This is a genomic window from Chlorobium phaeovibrioides (genome assembly GCF_003968655.1).
Lineage (GTDB): Bacteria > Bacteroidota > Chlorobiia > Chlorobiales > Chlorobiaceae > Chlorobium > Chlorobium phaeovibrioides.
In genome coordinates, this window is record NZ_RXYK01000001.1 from 1 (window position 1) to 20,835 (window position 20,835).

The window sequence follows — 20,835 nt, forward strand, 5'->3', positions numbered from 1 at the left end:
CTGAGAGCTTCAAGAACGACTTTGGTTTTAAACTCGGGGTTGAATTTTCTGCGCTTCTGCTTCATGCTGACTGCTGGGTTTAAGGGTTTTAGCCAATTTAACCAGCTGTCCTATTTTTGGGGAGCATTTCAGGGATTATTATGCAAACGGGAAAACTTTGTGTTTGATGGTTTCAATATAGGATGTCCCCTGGTTTCGTCCCCTGGTTTTGAGGATGGGGATTTGTTCTAAAATTTTTCCATATTCAGTCTTTTGAGTTTCTTTTCTTTTTCTTCGTCAATTCCCTAGGATAGCATAGAGTATTATGACCAACGCCGCAGGTAGCTCCTCCGCACTTCAGAATCGTTTTCGTACCCATTATTGTGGCTCTTTGGGGCCCGTTCTTCAGCAGGAGAAGGTCAGCCTTGCCGGCTGGGTTCATCGGATCAGGGACCATGGCGGCCTGGTTTTTATCGATCTCCGGGATCATACAGGAATCTGCCAGCTGGTGATTCAGCCGGAAGAGAAGGAGCTGTTTGAGCAGGCTTCGCATCTGCACGCCGAGTCGGTTATTGCCATTGAGGGCAGTGTGGTTCTCCGATCTCCCGAAACAGTCAACGCCCGCCTTGCATCGGGCGCAATAGAGGTGGTTGTTTCGGCTCTTACGGTTGAAAGCAATGCCCGCCCTCTGCCTTTTCCTGTGGCTGATGAACTTCCTACCTCCGAGGAGCTGCGACTGAAGTACCGGTTCATTGATCTTCGCCGGGAAAAGATCCACGAAAACATCATTTTCCGCAGCCGTGTCAGTTCCGCCATCCGCCGCTATCTTGAAGAGCGCGATTTTGTTGAAATCCAGACTCCCATTCTGACTTCCAGTTCGCCTGAAGGTGCCCGGGATTTTCTTGTGCCGAGCCGCCTCCATCCCGGAAAATTCTATGCATTGCCACAGGCTCCCCAGCAGTTCAAGCAGCTGCTGATGGTTGCGGGTTTTCCCCGTTACTTCCAGATTGCCCCTTGTTTCCGTGACGAGGATGCCCGGGCCGACAGGAGCCCCGGTGAGTTCTATCAGCTTGATATGGAGATGGCATTCATTGAGCAGGATGACCTGTTTGAAATTCTGGAGGGGATGTTCCGGCATCTGGTGACTTCCATGTCCAAAAAGCGCATTACAGCGTTTCCTTTCCCGAGAATAAGCTATCGTGATGTGATGAACCGGTTCGGTACCGACAAGCCCGATCTTCGCATACCGCTTGAAATTGCTGATGTGACGCCGCTGTTTGTCAATTCCGGGTTCAAGGTGTTTGCTGCAAATACCAAAGAGGGCTGCGCCGTCAAGGCTCTTGTGCTTAAGGGTCGCGGAACCGAGTCGCGCCTGTTCTACGACAAGGCGGAAAAGCGCGCAAAGGAACTTGGTTCGGCAGGACTTGCCTATATCCAGTTCCGCGAGGAAGGGCTGAAAGGGCCAATCGTCAAGTTCATGTCGGAAGGGGAGATTGCGAGTATGAAGGAGCAGCTCTCTTTGGAAACCGGTGATGTGGTGTTTTTCGCAGCCGGGAAGTGGGAGGCCGCCTGCCGGATTATGGGCGGGATGAGGACCTATTTCGGAGAGCTGTTCACGCTTGATCATGATGAGCTCTCGTTCTGCTGGATTGTTGATTTCCCGATGTATGAATACAACGAAGAGGCCGGAAAGATTGACTTCTCGCATAACCCGTTCTCCATGCCGCAGGGAGAGATGGAGGCGCTTGAGACCACGGATCCGCTTGATGTGCTTGCCTATCAGTACGACATTGTCTGCAACGGCATTGAACTCTCCAGCGGAGCCATCAGGAACCATCGCCCTGACATCATGTACCGCGCATTTGAGATTGCCGGCTATAGCAAAGAAGAGGTGGATCTGCGTTTCGGCCATATGATAGAGGCCTTCAAGCTTGGAGCCCCTCCTCACGGAGGTATTGCTCCGGGTCTTGACCGTCTTGTCATGATTCTGCGTGATGAGCAGAACATCCGCGAGGTCATAGCTTTCCCGATGAATCAGCAGGCAGAGGATCTGATGATGTCTGCCCCATCTGAAGTTACGCCGGCACAGCTGCGCGAGCTGCACATAAAGCTTGATCTTCCGAAGGAGGATTAGACGAGAGGTGGTGTGTCCAGGGTGAGTTCTGCATCATACGAGTATCAGGGGACGGTCAGCCGTCCCCTGTGTCGTTACATGTAGATTTCGGGGGAGAGTCTGTTTGTGAAGCGGTTCATCATGAAGTTGGCGAGCCACACCCAATTGAAGGGCTTTCCCTGCATGCGTTTCATGATGGCCCTTCCTTTATAGACCTCCTGCTGGAGCTTGACAAAGTTCTTCAGGAGCGTTTCTCCGCTCATTCCCGTTGGCTCGAACATGTAATGGTAGGTGTCGTACTTGTCCCAGTCAAAGTGGCGGATCCGGGGTTTCATTTCGTCAAAATACGGAGTACCCGGGAAGGGAGTCACCAGCGAGAATACCGGGAACTCTATCCTGTTCTTCATGATGAAGTCGTAGGTGAGCTGGAAGCTCTCTTCGGTGTCGTTGTCAAACCCGAACATGAAGTACCCCTGGATGGCTATGCCGTTCTGATGGAGGTTGTTGACGACCTTTTCGTAGTTGCCTATCTTGTTTGAGCCTTTGTGGACGCTTTTGATTGTTTCCGGGTTGAGCGTCTCAAAGCCGATTGAGAGGAGGTCGCATCCCGAGCGTCCGGCAAGTTCTGCAACTTCAGGCTTGTCAAGGAAGTTCATGGAGATGTTTGCGTTCCAGTGAATGCCGAGTTTTGACATCTCTTCAAGCAGGGTCAGGAAGTATTTGGGCCTGAAGCTGATGTTGTCGTCCATGAAGGAGAAGTTGGCTGACTTTTTGCCCAGCCGCTCCTGATGGTAGCGCATCTCGTCAAGAACCAGATCGAGCTCCCGGTAACGGTAGTTTTTTCCGTATATGGTAGGTGTGGTGCAGAAGTTGCATCCCACGGGGCACCCTTTTGTGGCAAGAATCGGTATGCGTGAGCTGTATTTCTTCGACCGCTTTGAGGCAAGTGCGTAGCTGAAGTCCGGGCGGTGCATGTCGCTCATGGGTTTGAGCTCAAGCGCGCGGTAGAGGGGCTTCATTGTGCCCTGCAGAATATCGGTGGCGAGTTCCGTCCAGATGGACTCTATTTCACCATAGATGACGCTGGTGCAGTGTTCTCCTGCCTCCTGGTGGAGCATGGTGGGATGAACCCCTCCAAGAAGGACGATTTTGCCCTGACGAAGAGCCGCATCGCCTATTGCGTAGGCTTTTGATGCGTTGAGGCTTCGGGAGGTAACAGCAACAACATCAAAAGGGGAGAGATCGTCGGGTATGCGGTCGCCGATGCGTTCATCAATGAATGTGATGTCAAAAAGCCGACCCGCAACGGTCGCCACCATAATGAGATTCAGCGGCATGCTGACTGAACTGGAGTCGACCATCATGCTGGTGGTGCTCATCGGCTGCACAATCAGCCATTTCTTTCTGGTTTTCTGTTGGCGGACCAGCTGCTGGAGAATGTCTTCCGGTGAGACGGAGGTTGTTGCAAAAGGAGCGGTGATGGTTTCAGCTTGTACAGTCTGCATACCCACTAAACGGACAAAATGAATAAAAAAATGGCCTGATTGCGCTGGGATCTAAAGAATATGCAAGTTAGAAAAAGTTTTGGTAAAAACGGTCATGGGCGCTGAAAATGAGAGCTGCGGCAGGGCGTCAGCCTGCCCTAAAGTTCTTTTTTCAGTACGGCAACGGTGAACCGGCTGATGCAGGTCAGTTTCCCTTCTTCATTACGGATTGTAATGTTCCATACCTGTGAGGTTCTTCCAAGATGGATGGGGGTTGCTGTTGCGTAGACAAAGCCACTTCTGACGGGGCGGATGTGGTTCGCGTTGATTTCCTGGCCGACGATGTAATAGAGATCACGGTCAACGCAGTATGAGGCGGCAATGCTGCCGAGTGTTTCAGCCAGGGCGAGTGAGGCGCCTCCGTTGAGGATGCCGATGCGCTGAATGGTTCGGTGGTCAACAGGCATGCGGGCTACCATGTAGTCGTTGCCAGTCTCGACCAGTTCGATACCGAGATGGCTCGACATCTGACCCGGAGGAATCTGGGTACGATTGATTTCTTCCGCACTGACGGGGCCAAAGAAGACTGTAGAATCGCTCATGGGATGAAAGTGGTCAAAGGGGAGAAGTTTCAAGCCTGACAGGGAGCGGGTGACGAGATTCGAACTCGCGACATTTTGCTTGGGAAGCAAACACTCTACCAACTGAGTTACACCCGCTTCTGGTGGTGAGAGAGGGAGTTGAACCCTCGACCTCAGGGTTATGAATCCTGTGCTCTAACCAACTGAGCTACCTCACCATTTCAGGGGTTGATAATATACGACAGCCTTAAAAATAAACAAACAGCTGCGGCTCTTTTATCGCTTTTTGGAGAGGCTTGAGTAGATGGCTTCTGCCATCGGGAGATCTTCGGGTGTTGTGATTTTGATGTTGTGATATCCTGTTTCGTAAATCCGGATTGGGTTTGCGGGGAAGTAGCGTTCAACAAGGGCGGCATCGTCTGTCGCATACCGGCCTTCTTTTGCTGCCTGTTCGTGGGCTTTGATGAGAATATCGGCTTTGAACCCCTGGGGTGTCTGAACCTGCAGAAGGGTTGCGCGGTCAAGGGTTTCTCCAAAAAAACCCGGGGTTGTGCCAATGCATTTGATGGTGTCTTTTGGCCTGTTTGCGGGTACGGATGCTCCGTATTCCAGCGAGAGGGCGGCGATGGCGTCAATCTCATCGGGCTGGATGAAGGGTCGGGCTCCGTCGTGAACGAGAATGGCTTCTGGCATTTCTTTGCCTGCCGCTGCTTCGTCACGAATGCTGCGGATGCAGTTGCCTACGGAGTCCTGGCGTTCCTCTCCTCCTTCAATGACTGTTGTTACCTTCGTAAATCCGGCTTCACGGGCCATGGTGCGAAGGGTTTCAACATGTTCGGCTTTGGTGGCAATGCAGATGGCCTTTATGGATGCTGCTTCCTGAAAGGCTTTGAGGGTGTGGTGGATGACGGGGAACCCTCCGATTTCAAGCATCTGCTTGCTCCGGCCCCCGCCGAGATTCATTCTTTTTCCTACGCCGCTTGCGGCAATGATTGCAGTGGCGTTCATGCTCCTTTCAGGGTTGAAGAGGGTTAATGGATGAACATGGCATCCCCGTATGCGAGGAAGCGGTAGTCGCTTTTCAGGGCGGTTTTGTAGGAGTCCATGAGAAAGCGGTGTTCGGCAAAGGCGCTCACAACCATCAGGAGCGTTGTTTCAGGCTGCTGGAAGTTTGTGACGAGCGCATCGGTGACCTTGAACTGGTAAGGGGGATAGATGAATTTGTCTGTCCAGCCCTGACCGAATTTGATTTTGCCGTCTACTGTGGCGTTTGCTTCAAGGACTCTGCAGGTTGTGGTGCCTACTGCAATGACGCGTCCGTTTTTTTTGATTTTTGTCTCGTTGATCTCCATGGCGGTCTGGTAGGGAATATTGAAATATTCCGAATCCATTTTGTGTTTGGAGACATCTTCAACCTCAATGGCGTGGAATGTGCTGAGGCTTGGGTGAAGAGTAATGGGAAGAATCTTGACGCCGAGTTTCTGGATTTTCTGGATGAGGGGCATGGTGAAATGCATCCCTGCCATTGGGGCAACAACAGCACCTGTCTGGCTTGCGTAGACTGTCTGATAGTTCTCTTTGTCCGCCTCTTTTGATTTCCTTGTGAAATATGGGGGAAGGGGAACATTGCCGATTCTGTCGACCAGGCTGAACACATCGGTTTCGGGATTGAGGAACCGGATGGTGCGACCGCGTGAGGTGGTATTGTCGACCACTTCGGCTACAACATCCTCTTCAAAGTAGATTTTGTTGCCGACACGGACTTTGCGGGCTGGGTCGACAAGAACATCCCACAGACCGGCTTCGCGGTTGAGAACCCGGAGGAGAAAGACCTCGATTTTGGCATCGGTTTTCTCTTTCTGGCCGAATATCTTGGCGGGAAACACCTTGCTGTTGTTGAGGATGAGGAGGTCGCCTTTTTTGAAGTAGGAGGCTATGTCCTCAAATGTTTTGTGCTCAATTTCCTTTTTCCGACGGTTCAGTACCATCATTTTGCAGGAATCCCGGGGCTCGACCGGATGGTCGGCAATTCGGGTTTTGGGCAGGGTGTAACGGAAATTTGACAGGCGCATAGGCTGTGAGGCGATGAGTCGAGAGTAAAATAAAAAGTAATAATACGGTTTGACGGTGACAGTTACAAAACCGGCGGTGAATTTTCTTCATCCGCCGGGTTTGGGCCCTGTGTTTTTCAGCAGCCGGTTGAGGCTGTTCCTTTTTTCAGCCGGGTCTCTTTACCGCAGATGATGACATCAGCTTCTTCACCGTCGCTTTCTACAAGGGTGACGGATGTGCCTTCTTCAGTAATGCCGATGCGGTAGAGATTCCCCCGGAACTTAACCTGCAGTGAGAGGCTGGTCCACTGTTTGGGAAGGTTCGGATTGAGCGAGAGTTTGCCGTCGGTAAAACTGACTCCGGCAAAGTATCGGGTAACGGTGTCGAGCGTTCCTGCCATGACGCCGCAGTGGATTCCTTCCTGAGTTGTGCCTCCCTGTGTGTCGGCAATGTCGCTTCTGAGTGCTTCGGCGAACCATTTCCATGCTGTGTCGTGTCCATCCTGCATGCAGCTTGAGATGATGCAGTGAACAACCTTGCTGAGCGTTGAGCCATGGCTTGTACGGGGCTCGTAGTATGCGTAATTCTCCTGAACGAGTGTTTCAGGCGAGGGAACCGGGTGACCCGTTCTTTCAAGGAGTCCGGCAATCTCATCGGCTGACAGGGTGTAGAAGGTCATCAGTACATCAGGCTGTTTGGCAACTTTGTAGTTGTCGGGGGTGTCGCCTTCGGCTTTGAGTATCCTGTCCATTCTGTGGATGTTGGGATATTTTGCACGGTAGGCGTCCCAGTCGAGCTCTTTGAGGCCCATGTAGCCATCAAACTGTTCAATGATTCCTTTTTCGTCGATGAGGACGGTCAGGTTGCTGCTGATTTTTTCCCACTCCTGCAGTTCGTCGAATCCAAGGTTGAGTTTTGACATGAGTGCCGAGAGGGCAGCCTCATCCATCGTCTTGGTAATGTCCAGCGCCTTTTCAAGGAGCCAGACGGTCATGATGTTGGTGTAGGCGTTGTCTTTCAGTCCTTCACGGCCGCTGCCGGGAAGAGATTCGTGGAACTCATCGGGCCCCATGACATCTTCAATGTGGTACTTGCCGGTTTCTGTGGAGAGGGTGGCAATGGAGGCCCAGAAGCGGGCGATTTCAAACATCAGTTCGGCTCCGTACTCTTTCAGGAACCCGGTGTCGCCGGTTTCGTTGATGTAGCGCCAGGTGTTGTAAAAGACAGCTATGGAGACATGGCGCTGTTTGCGGCTGAGGTCGGGGCCCCAGTGGCCACTGGCCGGGTTGTAGTGTAGAATCTGCGTGTCTTCATGGCCGTCGTCGGCGGTCTGCCAGGGGAACATGGCTCCGTGGTATCCGTTTTCACGGGCGTAGGCCCTTGCAGCATCAAGGCGTCTGTAGCGGTAGAGGAGAAGTGCTTTTGAAATCTCCGGGAAGTGGGTGTTGAAGAAGGGGAGAATGAAGATTTCGTCCCAGAAGATATGGCCGCGGTATGCTTCGCCGTTCAGTCCGCGGGCTGGCATGCCGGCATCAATTCCCGGGTTGTGGGGCGAGGCGGTGCACATCATGTGGTAGATGTGCAGGCGGAGCACCTTCTGGCTGAAACGGTCGCCACCGACCTGAATGTCGGCGCGGTCCCAGATTTTTTCCCATGCGGCCGTGTGTTCGGCAAACATGGTGTCGTATGAGTTGATTTTTGCAAGGGAGGCCTCGGCTTCCGCTACGGGACGCGTGCTGCCTTTTTCGTCAAGCGAGGTGTGGATGGCAACAAGCTTTTCAATGGTGCAGCTTTTGTCGGGGGAGAGGTCGATTTCGAACAGTTCGCCAATAAAGCGTGTTCCGCTCTGGGTTGTCCGCGTTACTTCTATGGGTTTTCCGTGAGAGAGGACGGATGTTTTGGCTGCGGTGGCAATTTCGTAGTGCGACACAGTGGTTCTTGTGTGCAGAAGCATTGAGCCGCTGCTGCAGCTGCTGCTCATTTCTTCCAGATGGTCGGAAGCCAGTTCGCTGTATCTGGCAACCCCTTTGTTCTCTATGGTGCCGTCAATTGCAGTGCGGAATTCAACTGTGGCGCTGTAGTTGACCGGGCGGAGGGTGAAGCGGAGTGCTGCCAGATGCTGATTTGCCATGCTGGCGAACCTGCGGCTTGCGATGCGCGATATCCTGCCCAGATTGTCCTGTATGACGATTTCTCTTTCCATGACCCCATGACGGAAGTCGAGGTTCTGCCGGTAGCTGAGAATCGTCTGCTCCATCGGATCGATGAATTCACCGCCACCGATGCGGAACTCTATGGGGAGCCAGTTTGGGGTGTTGACGAAATCGTTGTTGAAGATGGTCTGGCCGTGGACCTTTGAGGGGAGCTTGTTGAAAATGCCCGCAATATAGGTTCCGGGGTAGTGGAACTCTGAAGATGGAGAGCCTTCGCTGGCGCCACGCACTCCCATGTATCCGTTGCCTATGGAGGTGAGGGTTTCACGAAGCCTTTCGTCTTTGGGTGAGAATTCGTTGTATGTCAGATTCCATCCTTCATGTTCCAGGCCTGAATCAAACCACTCCCGGATGTTTTCGAGGGTGATTTCGCCGAGGTCGCGCACAACGATGTCGGCTCCGTTCATGCGGAGCTGTGAGCCTTCAATTTCACGGGCAATGCCGAGTACCAGTCCGAAATTACCGCGGGATCCTGCCTGAACACCTGAAATGGCGTCTTCAACAACAACGCATTCATTGGGTTTGAGGCCGAGGTTGTCGGCGGCGGTCACGAAAATGTCGGGGTTTGGTTTGCCTTTGAGGCCAAGTTCAATGGAGACCTCTCCGTCAACCCTGGTTTCAAAAAGATGCTCAAGTTTGGCGAGCTGCAGGATGAGCTGGCAGTTGCGGCTGGAGGAGGCAATGCCGATGCGTATGCCGTTAGCTATGAGGTTTTCTATGAGGGTGACTGAGGAGGTGTAGACTTCCGGCCCCTCCTTGATGAGGATTTCTGTGAAGACCTTGTTTTTTCTGTTCCCGAGTCCGCAGATGGTTTCTTTTTCCTCGCTGTCGTCCATTTCTCCGAAGGGAAGCTCGATTCCGCGGGACTCAAGAAAGCTTTTCACCCCTTCCATCCGGGGTTTTCCGTCCACATAGTTCAGGTAGTCCAGTGCCGGGTCGAATGGGACAAAGGGTTCACTGTTGGCAAGGGCATGCTCTTTGAGGTAGGTGTTGAACATTGATTCCCATGCCAGGCTGTGCACTTTGGCGGTTCCTGTGATGACTCCGTCAAGATCGAAGATTGCGCCTTTGAAAAGGTTGCTCATACCGGTGTATTGATTTTTTTGTGTTGCAAAACTTCCTACAGGGAGAGAAGGCCGAGAATGGTCAGGAGAATGTCCGGGTAAGGCACGGTAAAGCTTTTGGGGCAGATTGCCTGTACCTCTTTTTTCAGTGCTTCATCGCGGGTGACGAAAATAGTCCATACATCGCCATACATCTCCATCGCTTTTTTAAGCATGGGAATGTCGCCCGGTGTGTCGCCGCAGACAAGCACAGGCCCTTCGGAGTCATCCATGCCGAGCTCCCGGCTGATGAATGCAAGGCCGTCGCCCTTGTCGAAATCCTTTATTGCCTGGCCGTCGGAGCCGGCATCAATGGTGAGGATGATTTCAATGTCAAGGCCGGTATCTTCTATACGGAAGCAGTGTCCTTCGGGATCAATCTCCTTGACAATGCTTTTGACCTTTTCAAGAAATGCTGATGATTCGTCGTCATGAATGGAGCTGCTGATGTCCTGTCGGGCAACGGTGGTCTGGCCGAACTTGATCTGGAGGGCTGAACCGATGAAGTTGAATTTTTCAAAATCGGGATCCTGCAGCATGACCCTGAGATGGTCGTTGAGCAGGTGAATCTGTTTCTGTTTGTGCTCTTCAATGGGAAAGCTGTTGAACTCCCCGTTCAGGTCGATGAACTCCCGCCCTTTCGAGCCGGCGTAGACGAAGGTGTTGCTCGGGTTGATGGAGACATTGAGAATGCCGAAATCCTTCAGCGGTGCCGAAGTTATGATGATGGGATAGGTACAGCAGTTTTTTGCGAAGCGGGAAAGGAATACCGAGTTGTAGATCGGCTGTATTGAGGAACGGTAACGCCCGCAGTAGTTGTTGGTGGTGCCGTCGCGGTCGGTGATGAAGGCCTTGAAGTGTTTGCCCTTGAGCATGCCGACCCCTTTGTTGACATGGGCGCGGAATTCCGGCATGAATTTGGCGAGGTAGTCGATGAACTTGTCTTCGCCGTATTCGAGGTAGTAGATGTCTTTCTGAAGCTCACGGATTTCATAGGTGAGATCCACCTCTATCTGCTTCAGGCCGTCAAGACGGAGGAGGCGGTGGCCTGTGTCGTCGTCAATATAGATTGTTTCAAGCGAGTAAAGAGCATTTTTCAGCGATTCCACGCAGGCGCGGCCAACCACTCTCTGCTTGATGATGTTGCGGACAATGGGTTCCCTCAGTTCACGCGTTTCCGCCTTGAGGTGATAAAGCTCCTTGAGGGTCCGGATGTCCTGCAGCGTAATCGGTGTTGTGCAGGTGGTGAGCTGGCGCTCTTTCAGGATACTCTCGTGCATGCTGAGCCGGTAAGGAAGTGAGTGATGGGACTGAAGATGATTTATAATCTACAGAAATTCCAGTCAAAATCGGCATGAAAGTTTTTGATTTCACCAAGGCTCAATACGCGATGTGCTGAATTGGCGGGCTTATGCTGTCTGGTCTTACGACTGCCGTCCGGCTCTTTGTTCCTTGAGTGTTTTGGTGACGGTTGTGTGGATTTCCTGTATGCTTTTGCGTGCATTGATGGATACAAACCGGTCGGGTTCTTCCTGCATGATGCAGCGGTAGCCCTCATACACCTTGCGGTAAAAGTCGAGACCGGAGCGTTCCATGCGGTCAAGTTCATCGTTGTCGAAGGCGAGTGGAATGGATTTCTCGGAGAATTTTCTTATCAGGGCCTCTTCAGGAAGAATATCAAGGTAGAATGTGATGTCGGGCTTCAGTCCGCCGGTGGAGAGGGCGATGATGGAGTTGAGGGTGGGGAGGTCTATGCCTCTGCCGTATCCCTGATAGGCGGTTGTGGAGTCGAAAAAACGGTCGAGTATGACGGTTGTTCCCTCTTTGAGGGCGGGGCGGATGACTTCGTTGACCAGTTCGGCGCGGCTGGCTGAAAAAAGAAGGAGTTCGCCGACGGGGGTGATGTCGTGCCGGCTTTCAAGCAGGATAAGCCTGATGTTTTCGGCTACCTCGGTTCCTCCTGGTTCCCTGAGGGTCAGTACTTCCTGTCCCTGGCTGCGGAGGTGAGCTGCGAGTTTGCGAATCTGGGTTGATTTGCCCGCTCCGTCTATTCCTTCAAAGGTTATCAGCATGATGTTTCAGTGCGGTTGGCCGGTGGGGCGGATGAGAATTTCATTGACATCGACATGGGGTGGCTGCGAGAGGGCGTATGTCACTCCGCGGGCAATGTCTTCAGGTTGAAGTGCAGGGCTTTCGGGGAGGGTGAGAGTGTCCCAGAATGGGGTGTCGACAACGCCGGGCTCAATGAGGGTAACGCGGACACCGGTTCCCGCCATTTCGTTGCGGATGGCCTGTGCCATGCCGGTGACCGCCCATTTGGTTGCGGAGTAAAGGTTGCGGATTGAAGTGATGCGGCCGACTACCGATCCGGTCAGAAGAAAGTGTCCTCTGGTTTTTACGAGTTCCGGCAGCATCAGCCTTGCTGTGGCAGCTGCTCCGAACACATTGACCAGCACCATTTCACGCCATTCGTCCGGCTGGTCTTCACCGCCATAAAAGGATGATCCTTTAGAGAATCCCGCATTGGCGAAGACGGCGTCAATGGTTCCGAACCGTTCAAGGGCGGCTTGCTTCAGCGTCTGTTGCGACTCCCAGTCTGCCACATTGCACTGATGGGCAAAAGCGCACTCAGTGCCGAGTTCCGATTCCAGTGCTCTGAGTTTGTCCATGCTGCGGGCAGCAAGAACCACATTCCAGCCCGCTTCCGCTGCCTGCCGTGCGGTGGCTTCCCCAATGCCGGTTGATGCTCCGGTGATGATGAGGGTTTTGTTGCTCTGTTTCAACAGGGTCAGTTTTTTTTGTTCAGTCGCGGCGGTTCATGATGGAGAGAAAGTAGACGAGCTGCATGATTGCCTGCGCGGCAGCGGCAACATAGGTGAGGGCTGCGGCATCAAGCACCGCATTGACCCCCTGCATTTCAGCCCGTGAGACGATTCCCTGTGAGACGAGGAGCTCTTTGGCCCTCCGGCTTGCATCAAACTCGACGGGAAGGGTGACCAGAGCAAAGAGTGCGGTGGAGCCGAACAGGGCAATTCCTGCCCATGCAAGGGTGGTGCCGAGGGTTCCGGCGAGGAACATGCCGGCCATGAAGAGAATCGGTCCGACATTGCTGCCGATGGAGACTGCCGGCACCATGATGGAGCGTATCTGCAGGGGAGCGTAGCCGGTTTTGTCCTGCAGGGCATGTCCCGCTTCGTGTGCAGCAACGCCGACAGAGGCTATGCTTGAGAGCGAGTAAACATCTTCACTGAGCCGCAGTGCCTTGTGACGCGGGTCATAATGGTCTGAAAGCATGCCGCGTGTGGCCTCAACCTTCACCTGGCTGCTGCTGATACCCCCCCGATCAAGAATGCGCCTTGCCGCTTCAGCTCCGTTGATGCCGGACTGGGTGCGGATTTGAGAATATTTTTTGAACGCTGACTTCACTCTGAACTGGGCCCAGAGGCCGAGCAGCATCGGAGGGAGCGCAAAAACGAAATATAAGGGGTCGAAATAAAACATGGTTGACTTGTCTTTTGGCAGTTTGGGAACTTTGTCAATGCTTGCGGTCACCTCTATAGAGAGGGCCCCGGCTTGAAGCCAATCAGGCTTTCTCTGGTGCATTGACTGCATAACTATGGGAACTTAAGAACATAAGGATAAGTTTCCTCAAAGTAAAGGCGTTGGCGCCTGTGGCGGAAAGAGGGGGATGAACGGAGAGCGGGGGTCAGGATGTGATCAACAACGCCCCCTGCTTTTGTCTGATATTTCTTTACATTATAAAAGAGTGTTTTTGTGATGATGATGTGATTGTGATTTGTCAACTGATTACTAAGGAAGGTTCTATGCCTGATTTTAATTTTTTTACGATTCTGCTGCTTCTGGTGCTGTTTCTTGGCTCTTCCGTCAAGATCATGCGTGAGTACGAACGGGCTGTGGTGTTCCGTCTTGGGCGGCTTCTTGGTGCAAAGGGGCCGGGGATCATCATCCTCATTCCGGGGATTGACAAGATGATCCGTGTTGATCTTCGTACGGTGACTCTTGATGTTCCGCCCCAGGATATCATCACTCGCGACAATGTGTCGGTGAAGGTGAGTGCGGTGGTTTATTTTCGTGTGGTTGAACCGGTGAACGCCATCATCGATGTGGAGGATTTCCATTTTGCCACCTCGCAGCTTGCACAGACTACACTTCGCAGCGTGTGCGGACAGGGAGAGCTCGATAATCTTCTGGCCGAGCGAGATGAGATCAATGAGCGCATACAATCCATTCTTGCCAAGGACACTGAGCCGTGGGGGGTGAAGGTGAGCAAGGTTGAGGTGAAGGAGATAGACCTGCCTGAAGAGATGCGCCGTGCCATGGCCAAGCAGGCTGAGGCGGAGCGTGAGCGCCGGTCGAAAATCATCAATGCCGAGGGCGAGTTCCAGGCGGCGCAGCGTCTTGCCGATGCGGCAAATGTTATTTCCTCTGCTCCTTCGGCCCTGCAGCTCCGCTATCTTCAGACCCTGAAGGATATTGCCCAGGAGAACAACTCAACAACCGTTTTCCCCATTCCTATTGACCTGTTCAGTGCGTTTCTTGACAAGGGGAACCGCTCGTCGTCATCTGCAACCTAACCGTTTCATCCATGTTCCAGATCAAGACCATTCTCTGCCCGGTTGATTTTTCGGACGCTTCGAAGAAAGCGTTGCGTTATGCCCGGGAGTTTGCTTCAGGCATGGGGGCTTCGCTCATGCTGGTTAATGTGGTTGAACCGCGTCCGATGGCGGTTGACATTTCGCTGAACTATGTTCCGCTTGAGGAAGATCTTGAAAAAGCCGCCAATGACGACCTTGAAGGGGTGCTTAAGGAGCTGCGCAATGCCGGACTGAAGGCTGAGGGGGAGGTGCGGATCGGGAACCCGTCAGATGTTATTCTGGATTGTGTTGCCGATATGGACATCAACCTTGTCATTATGGGCTCTCACGGCAAGAAAGGAATCAGCCGTCTCCTTATGGGCAGTGTTGCTGAAACAATCGTACGGAGGGCAAGCTGCCCGGTTTTGATTGTCAAAGTGGACGAGAAGGAGTTTATCGGCGATCAATAAAGGATTTGACGAGTTGGGTCGCACCGCTGAAGGGGCTGAGCGAGCGGGAAAGCACGGCGGCCTCGATCTCTTTTTTTCTTTTGGCTACTCCCGGATCGGCCATGAACTGCTTTTTCAGTTCCTCCTCCACCAGCCCCTCAAGCAGTGTTGAGAGCTGTTCCTGGCGGCGAGCATCAAGAATGCCCCGTTTGCGCATGAACGAGAAGTGTGCAATGATCTCTTCCCAGCTTTCAGTTATACCCTTTCCATTCAGGGCGGAGGTCAGCAGTACTTTCCTTTGGCGTCCTTCGTGTTTCGGGGGCAGCATGCCGAGCGCAGCTTCAAAATCGGCCTGTGCAAGCGAGGCAATCTGTTCCTGCTGGCCGTCTGTTTTACTGATGCAGATGATGTCGGCTATTTCCATGATGCCGCGTTTGATGCCCTGCAGTTCATCACCTGAACCGGGCAGCATAAGCAGAAGAATGCAGTCGGTCATGTTCTCTATCTGTACTTCCGACTGCCCGACTCCCACTGTTTCCACAAGAATGACATCGTAGCCTGCCGCACGGGTGAGCATGATTGTTTCGTGTGTTCTCGGGCCGCTTCCCCCAAGATGGCACGATGAAGGGGTAGGGCGAATGAATGCTTCGGGCCGGGTGGAGAGTTTTTCCATCCGGGCCTTGTCGCCGAGGATGCTCCCTCCCGACCGGCGGCTGCTGGGGTCTATGCAGAGGACTGCAAGCGTGAGCCCCCTGTGGATGATCTCCTCTCCCAGCGCTTCGATGAAGGAGCTTTTGCCTGCTCCGGGGGACCCTGTAATGCCAATGACCATGCTCTCTCTCTGTTTTGCAAGGCAGAGGTCGAGCACCGCGTGAGCTTTTTCCTGATGCTCCTCTTTGGCTGACTCCACCAGCGTTATGGCGCGGGCGAGCATCTGGCGGCAACCGGCCATGATGGCTTCGGCGATGCTTTCTGCATCCATGCCGGTGGAGGGCTTGCGGGGTGAGGGAACCATCAGTTGCCGCTCTGTTTGAGCATCAGGTTGAGAATGCTGATGGCTGCTTCGGCAATGACGGTTCCGGGGCCGAAAATGCCTGCGACTCCTTGTTCATGGAGGAATGCGTGGTCGCGTTCGGGAATGATGCCTCCGGCAATCACCAGAATGTCTTCGCGGCCTGCTTCCCGAAGAAGTTCAATGATCTTTGGTATAAGGGTTTTATGGCCGGCGGCGAGGCTTGAGACGCCGATGAGGTGAACATCATTGTCAAGTGCCTGCTGCACCACTTCCGCCGGCGTCTGGAAGAGGGGGCTGATGTCGACATCGAATCCTATGTCGGCAAATCCGGTTGCAATCACTTTTGCTCCGCGGTCGTGGCCGTCCTGACCGACTTTGGCCACCATGATGCGGGGTCTTCTTCCTTCCTGTCCGGTAACCTTTTCTGTCAGTTCCCGTGCTTCGTTGAAGAGGGTGTTCTGTTCCATACCGGCCTGATAGACATTGGTGTTGAGCCTGACCGATGAGCGGTACCGTCCGAACACCGTTTCACAGGCTGAAGAAATTTCTCCCAGCGTCGCCCGCCTTCGGGCAGCTTCAACAGCCAGCTCCAGCAGGTTTCCTTCTCCCGATTCCGCGCAGCTGGTGAGTGCCTGAAGTGCGCTTTCAACGCCCTGTGCGTCGCGTTCAGTGCGGAGGGTTTCAAGGCGGCGGATCTGTTTTTCGAGCACTATGGTGTTGTCGACCTCAAGCAGTTCAATGTCGGTTTTTCTGCCGCTATGGTGGCTGTTGACCCCGATGATGCAGTCTTCTCCGCGGTCGATGCGGGCCTGCTTCTCCGCTGCGGCTTTTTCAATCTGCAGTTTCGGGATTCCCTGTTCTATGGCTTTCACCATTCCTCCTGCATCCTCAATTTGTGTGATGATCTCCCATGCTTTTTCCGCGAGGCTGGAGGTGAGGGCTTCAACATGGTGCGAACCGGCCCAGGGGTCGATGCACCGGGTGATGTCGGTCTCTTCCTGCAGGTAGAGCTGCGTGTTGCGGGCAATTCTGGCTGAAAAGGGTGATGGGAGGGCGATTGCTTCGTCAAGTGCGTTGGTGTGCAGCGACTGGGTGTGTCCGAGCGCTGCGGCCATGGCTTCAAGGCAGGTACGGGCAATGTTGTTGAAGGGGTCCTGCTCTGTGAGGCTCCACCCTGAGGTCTGGGTGTGGGAACGGAGCATCAGGGATTTCGGGTTTTTGGGGTTGAACCGCTGTACGATTTTTGCCCAGAGCATGCGTGCGGCTCTGAGTTTGGCGATTTCGGTGAAGTAGCTCATGCCGCTTGCCCAGAAAAAGGAGAGACGGGGAGCGAAGGCGTCAATGTCGAGGCCCGCTTCCAGGCCGGTACGCAGGTATTCCAGCCCGTCGGCAAGAGTGAAGGCGAGCTCCAATTCGGCGGTGGCACCGGCTTCCTGCATGTGGTAGCCCGAAATGCTTATGGAGTTGAATTTCGGCATGTTCCGTGAAGTGTATCGGAAGATGTCGGCAATAATGCGCATTGATGGGGCAGGGGGGTATATGTAGGTGTTGCGGACCATGAACTCCTTGAGGATGTCGTTCTGAATCGTTCCGCTGAGCTTTTCCGGCGCAACGCCCTGCTCTTCGGCGGCAACAATGTAGAACGCCATGACGGGAAGGACGGCTCCGTTCATGGTCATGGAGACTGATATGTCGGCGAGGGGAATGCTGTCGAAGAGGATTTTCATGTCTTCGACTGAGTCAACAGCTACACCGGCTTTGCCGACATCGCCTACAACCCGTTCATGGTCGGAATCGTAGCCGCGGTGGGTTGGAAGGTCAAAGGCAACGGAGAGGCCTTTCTGGCCTGCGGCAAGGTTTTTTCTGTAGAAGAGGTTCGACTCTTCCGCTGTTGAAAATCCTGCATACTGGCGAATGGTCCAGGGGCGGGTTGCGTACATGGTGGAGTATGGCCCTGCTGTAAATGGGGCAAAGCCGGGGGCGCTTTTCAGGTAGTCGGGCCTGGATGGTTCGGGTGGGGCAGGAGCCGCTCCGGCGAAGATGTCTGTTGATGAAAAATCGGGTCTCATTGTATTCCTGTTTTACGGTGGTATGCCTCAAGCATTGCTGCGACATCAACTCCTGTATAGATAAAGCTGTCGAGTCCGCCTTCAAGAAGGTTGGCATGGTTCTCGGGGGGGCGGCCTGCCATGACGGGGATGATTTCGGGATTTCGGGTTTTCAGGAGGCTGATGAGCCCGGCTGCAGCCTTCTCATTGTCTGCCATGCAGAGGACGACGATTGCCGGGCCGTTGAAAAGGGCGGTGGCAACTGAGTTTTCATCGGGAGTGAGGTGTGCCTCACCGGCAATGGTAAAACCTCCGCAGAGAAAAAAGTCTTCGGCAAATGCAGCCTGTCTCCTGCTTATTGCCTTGTCTCCCGCCATCCAGATAAAGACGGATGGGGTTTTTTCAGCCTCAGCCCGGTAGCTTTCAGCTTGTAGCCGGAGCAGTTCGAACGGGGCTGTTCTGCTTGCGGCAGGAGCTGAAAGGACAGCCTGGAGCAGTGCTTCACGGTTCTGCTGCTGGCTGGCACTCAGTTCTGCTGGATATCGGTTGACGCCTATGATTGTTGCTTTGCGGTTGCGCAGCTCCTTTGATTGTGCCTCTTTCCGTTCGGCAGTCATGGCGGCGACTGTGCCGCTTTCAATGGCTTTAAGGAGGCCGCCTTCAGCCTCAATGGCGGTGAAGAGTTCCCATGCTTTTTGTGCCAGCTTTGTGGTAAGGGTTTCAATGAAAGGCGAGCCTTCAGCCGGGTCAGTGGTCTCATCAAGGCCGGCTTCACGCCCGAGAATAAGAGGAATGCAGGCGGTGGTTTCGTTGGCCGCATCCTTTTGGGTTGTGAGCCCGCCTTCAAAGGGTTCCATCTGGAGTGTGCCGTAGCCTCCAAGCATCGAGGAGAGGGTCTGGGTGGTGAGGCGGAGCAGGTTCGTATAGGGGTCGAGCACTGAGCTGCTCAGCCGTGATGTTCTGGCAAAAAGTGCGGGAGTGGTGCCCGAAGTGTCGCCATAGGCCTTCTGAATATGTCCAAAGAGGGCCCGGAAGGCTCTGGGTTTTGCCAGTTCAGTGAAGTGGCTCGTGCCGGCAGCCATGATGATGACCATTGTGCGGGTGAGTTCAGCTGCAGGTATGTCTGCATGGCTGAGCCGGTTTAATGCGTCACTGGCACCGGCAAGGGCCAGGGCTATTTCCAGAGCGGCTGTTGCCCCCTCTTCATGGAAGGGAACTGTATCGATGGAGATGGTGTGGAATTCCGGCAGCCGGGTACCGGTATGAAGACGGTCAATTTCGTTACGCGGGCAGGAGAGTGGAGCGGGGGTAAGCAGTCCGCCCCTGTTGCTTTCGAACGCCTCTGTTTCAACGAGCATTCCCAGCAGAGCGGCGTGATTGATGGCTCCGGAAAACCAGATTGGCACCAGTGCGGTATCAATATTCTCCATCATCCGGTCAACTATGGCTGGATTGAGAGGAAGCGGATCGGTAAAGAAGAGTTCAAGTGCCGTGGCGCCCTCCCGCAGCGCTTCAAGGCAGGCGCTGTTTGCTTTGGAGAAATCGCGCACAAGTATTCTTCGGCAGCTGTGCATGGCGCCTGTGTTCCCTTTCGGGGGAACGGGAATCTGTGTGGCAGAATTTCGGGTGCTGTACCATGGTTCGAGCTGAAAGCCGTCAGGGGTATTCCACACTATCCGCCCGTATGGCGTTGTTTTGAGGTCGGCTTCGGCTTTTGCCTGCCACTCCTGCTGGCTGATCGGGGGAAATTCACTGAAGGAGAGGGCGGGAGGAGAGTGTGTCATTTGAGCTGTATTGGAGCTTTTTTGGATGTTGGCGGGGTTCAGTCGGCTGCTGTTTCCGGGGTCTTTTTGCTGCAAAGTTCCACGAGGACTCTGCCGGTGTCTTTCGGGTGGAGAAAAAGAATATCCTTTCCGCCTGCACCATGGCGCACTTCTCCGAGTGTTCTTATGCCGGTACCCTTGACGCGTTCCTGTTCTTCGGCAACGCTGTCGGTATTGAAGGCAATGTGGTGAATGCCGCCGCCGTTTTTCTCCAGATACTTTGCTATGGGGCTCTCCTCATTCATTGGCTCGAGAAGCTCGATTTTTGTGCCGCCGACGGGAAGGAATGCCACCCGGACGCCTTCTGTCGGGACCTCTTCAACGCGTACCTCGTTTTCTCTGCTGCCCAGGAGGGAAGTGAAGGTTTTCAGGGCATCATCAAGATTGGTGACGGCAATTGCAATGTGGTCGATACTCTTTATCATGGATAGTTTCTTTTTTTCTGTGGAAGCGCCCTAAGGTAACTAAAAAAAAAAGGGCGCTCCAAGGAAACAATTGTTATTTCCCTGTTAAGGTTTTTTCCCTTCCCCGGCGGAGAGTGCCTCCAATGGCCGGAGTTGTGAGAACAGTGTGATGAACTCTTCGATACTCAGCGCTTCTGCCCTGAGTTTGAGGGTTTCGGGGGTGAGGGATGAAAGGTCATAGGAGTCGCGCAGATTGTTCAGCAGTGTTTTGCGCCGCTGGTGGAAGGCAGTCCGTACAAATTGCCTGTATGCAAGGGGGTTCTCTACCGGGCTTTCTTTTTTCGGCGTCATTGAGATGACGGCACTGTCAACATTCGGCTGGGGTTTGAACACTTTCCGTCCCACCTTGAAGAGATAGCGAACAGTGCAGAAGGACTGCAGCTGAACGGCCAGAATCCCGTACTCTTTTGTTGATGGCTTGGCGGTGAGGCGGAGCGCAACCTCATGCTGCATCATCAGTGTGGCGGAGAGAATGTTGTGGCGGGCCTCAAGCAGTTTGAAGATGATCGGGGTGGTGATGGAGTAGGGAATATTGCCCAGAACCCGCAATGGCCCGTCAGTGGAAAGTTCTTCAAGGTCGAGATCAAGAAAGTCAGCTTCAATCATCTGAAGAGAGGGGTACTCCCGGCGGATGAATGCCGCCAGTGCCCGATCCTTTTCTACTGCGGTAAAGTGGGGGGTGAGGGCGGAGATTTCCTTGGTCAGTGCGCCGAATCCGGGCCCGATTTCAAGAATGCGCTCTGTCGGGAGCGCTCCGGAGGCGGCAACAATTTTGCGGGTGATGTTGCTGTCAGTAAGGAAGTTTTGCCCCAGTTTTTTTTTTACCGCTATTTCTGTATGCTTATATTCAACTCGCATCGTAAGGTCCCGGGTGGGTTCGGCCCGCTTTTGAACAGGGGCAGAAGTGTTTTTAATA

18 protein-coding genes and 2 tRNA genes are annotated in these 20,835 nt (G+C 53.7%); 4 read left to right on the plus strand and 16 right to left on the minus strand.

Annotation, left to right across the window (positions count from 1 at the left end; all coding sequences use genetic code 11):
* On the plus strand, window positions 1-231 hold a 231-nt coding region (locus tag EKD02_RS10085), incomplete at its 5' end, for a hypothetical protein (protein ID WP_221762975.1).
* Window positions 232-304: 73 nt separating this feature from the next.
* A complete protein-coding gene (aspS, locus tag EKD02_RS00005; RefSeq protein WP_126383198.1) occupies window positions 305-2,113 on the plus strand; it encodes an aspartate--tRNA ligase in 1,809 nt (602 codons plus the stop codon).
* A gap of 74 nt (window positions 2,114-2,187) precedes the next feature.
* Here the strand turns inward: aspS and EKD02_RS00010 are convergent, their stop codons facing one another.
* The 11 genes from EKD02_RS00010 to EKD02_RS00060 form a co-directional block, all read right to left on the minus strand.
* On the minus strand, window positions 2,188-3,597 hold the full coding sequence (locus tag EKD02_RS00010) for a B12-binding domain-containing radical SAM protein (RefSeq protein WP_126383200.1): 1,410 nt from the start codon (window positions 3,595-3,597) through the stop codon (window positions 2,188-2,190).
* 137 nt (window positions 3,598-3,734) lie between these two features.
* Window positions 3,735-4,178 carry a hotdog fold thioesterase gene (locus EKD02_RS00015; RefSeq protein ID WP_126383202.1) on the minus strand — a complete coding sequence of 148 codons (444 nt, stop codon included), beginning with the start codon at window positions 4,176-4,178 and terminating at the stop codon, window positions 3,735-3,737.
* Between the two features lie 44 nt (window positions 4,179-4,222).
* Window positions 4,223-4,295, minus strand: a tRNA-Gly gene (locus EKD02_RS00020).
* Window positions 4,296-4,298: 3 nt separating this feature from the next.
* Window positions 4,299-4,375 (minus strand) — tRNA-Met (locus EKD02_RS00025).
* A 58-nt stretch (window positions 4,376-4,433) separates the two neighbouring features.
* Window positions 4,434-5,165: a 2-C-methyl-D-erythritol 4-phosphate cytidylyltransferase gene (gene ispD / locus EKD02_RS00030; protein WP_126341403.1), complete on the minus strand. Its 732-nt coding sequence runs from the start codon at window positions 5,163-5,165 to the stop codon at window positions 4,434-4,436.
* Between the two features lie 23 nt (window positions 5,166-5,188).
* The gene (queA, locus tag EKD02_RS00035) at window positions 5,189-6,229 is read right to left on the minus strand and encodes a tRNA preQ1(34) S-adenosylmethionine ribosyltransferase-isomerase QueA (protein WP_126341404.1); all 1,041 of its coding nucleotides are present in this window, start codon (window positions 6,227-6,229) and stop codon (window positions 5,189-5,191) included.
* Window positions 6,230-6,345: 116 nt separating this feature from the next.
* Entirely contained in the window at window positions 6,346-9,507 is a 3,162-nt protein-coding gene (locus EKD02_RS00040) for a beta-phosphoglucomutase family hydrolase (protein WP_126383204.1), read from the minus strand.
* Between the two features lie 35 nt (window positions 9,508-9,542).
* Complete coding sequence (locus EKD02_RS00045) at window positions 9,543-10,805, minus strand: hypothetical protein (RefSeq protein WP_011890284.1); 1,263 nt, start codon at window positions 10,803-10,805, stop codon at window positions 9,543-9,545.
* Between the two features lie 144 nt (window positions 10,806-10,949).
* Window positions 10,950-11,597, minus strand: coding sequence for a dTMP kinase (tmk, locus tag EKD02_RS00050; protein WP_011890283.1), 648 nt, complete (start codon window positions 11,595-11,597; stop codon window positions 10,950-10,952).
* A gap of 6 nt (window positions 11,598-11,603) precedes the next feature.
* Entirely contained in the window at window positions 11,604-12,308 is a 705-nt protein-coding gene (locus EKD02_RS00055; RefSeq protein ID WP_126383206.1) for an SDR family oxidoreductase, read from the minus strand.
* 19 nt (window positions 12,309-12,327) lie between these two features.
* Window positions 12,328-13,026, minus strand: a complete 699-nt coding sequence (locus EKD02_RS00060; RefSeq protein ID WP_011890281.1) for a zinc metallopeptidase — start codon at window positions 13,024-13,026, stop codon at window positions 12,328-12,330.
* Between the two features lie 323 nt (window positions 13,027-13,349).
* On the opposite strand from EKD02_RS00060, the gene EKD02_RS00065 reads away from it, so the two are divergent.
* Together EKD02_RS00065 and EKD02_RS00070 are read left to right on the plus strand one after the other, a co-directional pair.
* Window positions 13,350-14,120, plus strand: coding sequence for a slipin family protein (locus tag EKD02_RS00065; RefSeq protein WP_011890280.1), 771 nt, complete (start codon window positions 13,350-13,352; stop codon window positions 14,118-14,120).
* Between the two features lie 11 nt (window positions 14,121-14,131).
* The gene (locus tag EKD02_RS00070; protein WP_126341407.1) at window positions 14,132-14,590 is read left to right on the plus strand and encodes a universal stress protein; all 459 of its coding nucleotides are present in this window, start codon (window positions 14,132-14,134) and stop codon (window positions 14,588-14,590) included.
* Here the strand turns inward: EKD02_RS00070 and meaB are convergent.
* The 5 genes from meaB to rsmA all read right to left on the minus strand — a co-directional run bounded on the left by meaB (window position 14,574) and on the right by rsmA (window position 20,777).
* Window positions 14,574-15,584 (minus strand): methylmalonyl Co-A mutase-associated GTPase MeaB, encoded by a 1,011-nt coding sequence (gene meaB / locus EKD02_RS00075; RefSeq protein ID WP_126383208.1) that lies wholly within the window; start codon window positions 15,582-15,584, stop codon window positions 14,574-14,576. The two genes, EKD02_RS00070 and meaB, sit on opposite strands and share 17 nt — an antisense overlap.
* Window positions 15,584-17,653, minus strand: coding sequence for a methylmalonyl-CoA mutase (scpA, locus tag EKD02_RS00080; RefSeq protein WP_126383210.1), 2,070 nt, complete (start codon window positions 17,651-17,653; stop codon window positions 15,584-15,586). The genes meaB and scpA overlap by 1 nt, the downstream gene beginning before the upstream one ends.
* Window positions 17,650-19,416 carry a methylmalonyl-CoA mutase family protein gene (locus EKD02_RS00085; RefSeq protein WP_126383212.1) on the minus strand — a complete coding sequence of 589 codons (1,767 nt, stop codon included), beginning with the start codon at window positions 19,414-19,416 and terminating at the stop codon, window positions 17,650-17,652. Before EKD02_RS00085 ends, scpA begins: the two co-directional genes overlap by 4 nt.
* Window positions 19,417-19,454: 38 nt before the next feature.
* Window positions 19,455-19,880, minus strand: a complete 426-nt coding sequence (gene mce / locus EKD02_RS00090) for a methylmalonyl-CoA epimerase (RefSeq protein ID WP_011890275.1) — start codon at window positions 19,878-19,880, stop codon at window positions 19,455-19,457.
* Window positions 19,881-19,964: 84 nt separating this feature from the next.
* Complete coding sequence (rsmA, locus tag EKD02_RS00095) at window positions 19,965-20,777, minus strand: 16S rRNA (adenine(1518)-N(6)/adenine(1519)-N(6))-dimethyltransferase RsmA (RefSeq protein ID WP_126383214.1); 813 nt, start codon at window positions 20,775-20,777, stop codon at window positions 19,965-19,967.
* Between the last annotated feature and the right edge of the window lie 58 nt (window positions 20,778-20,835).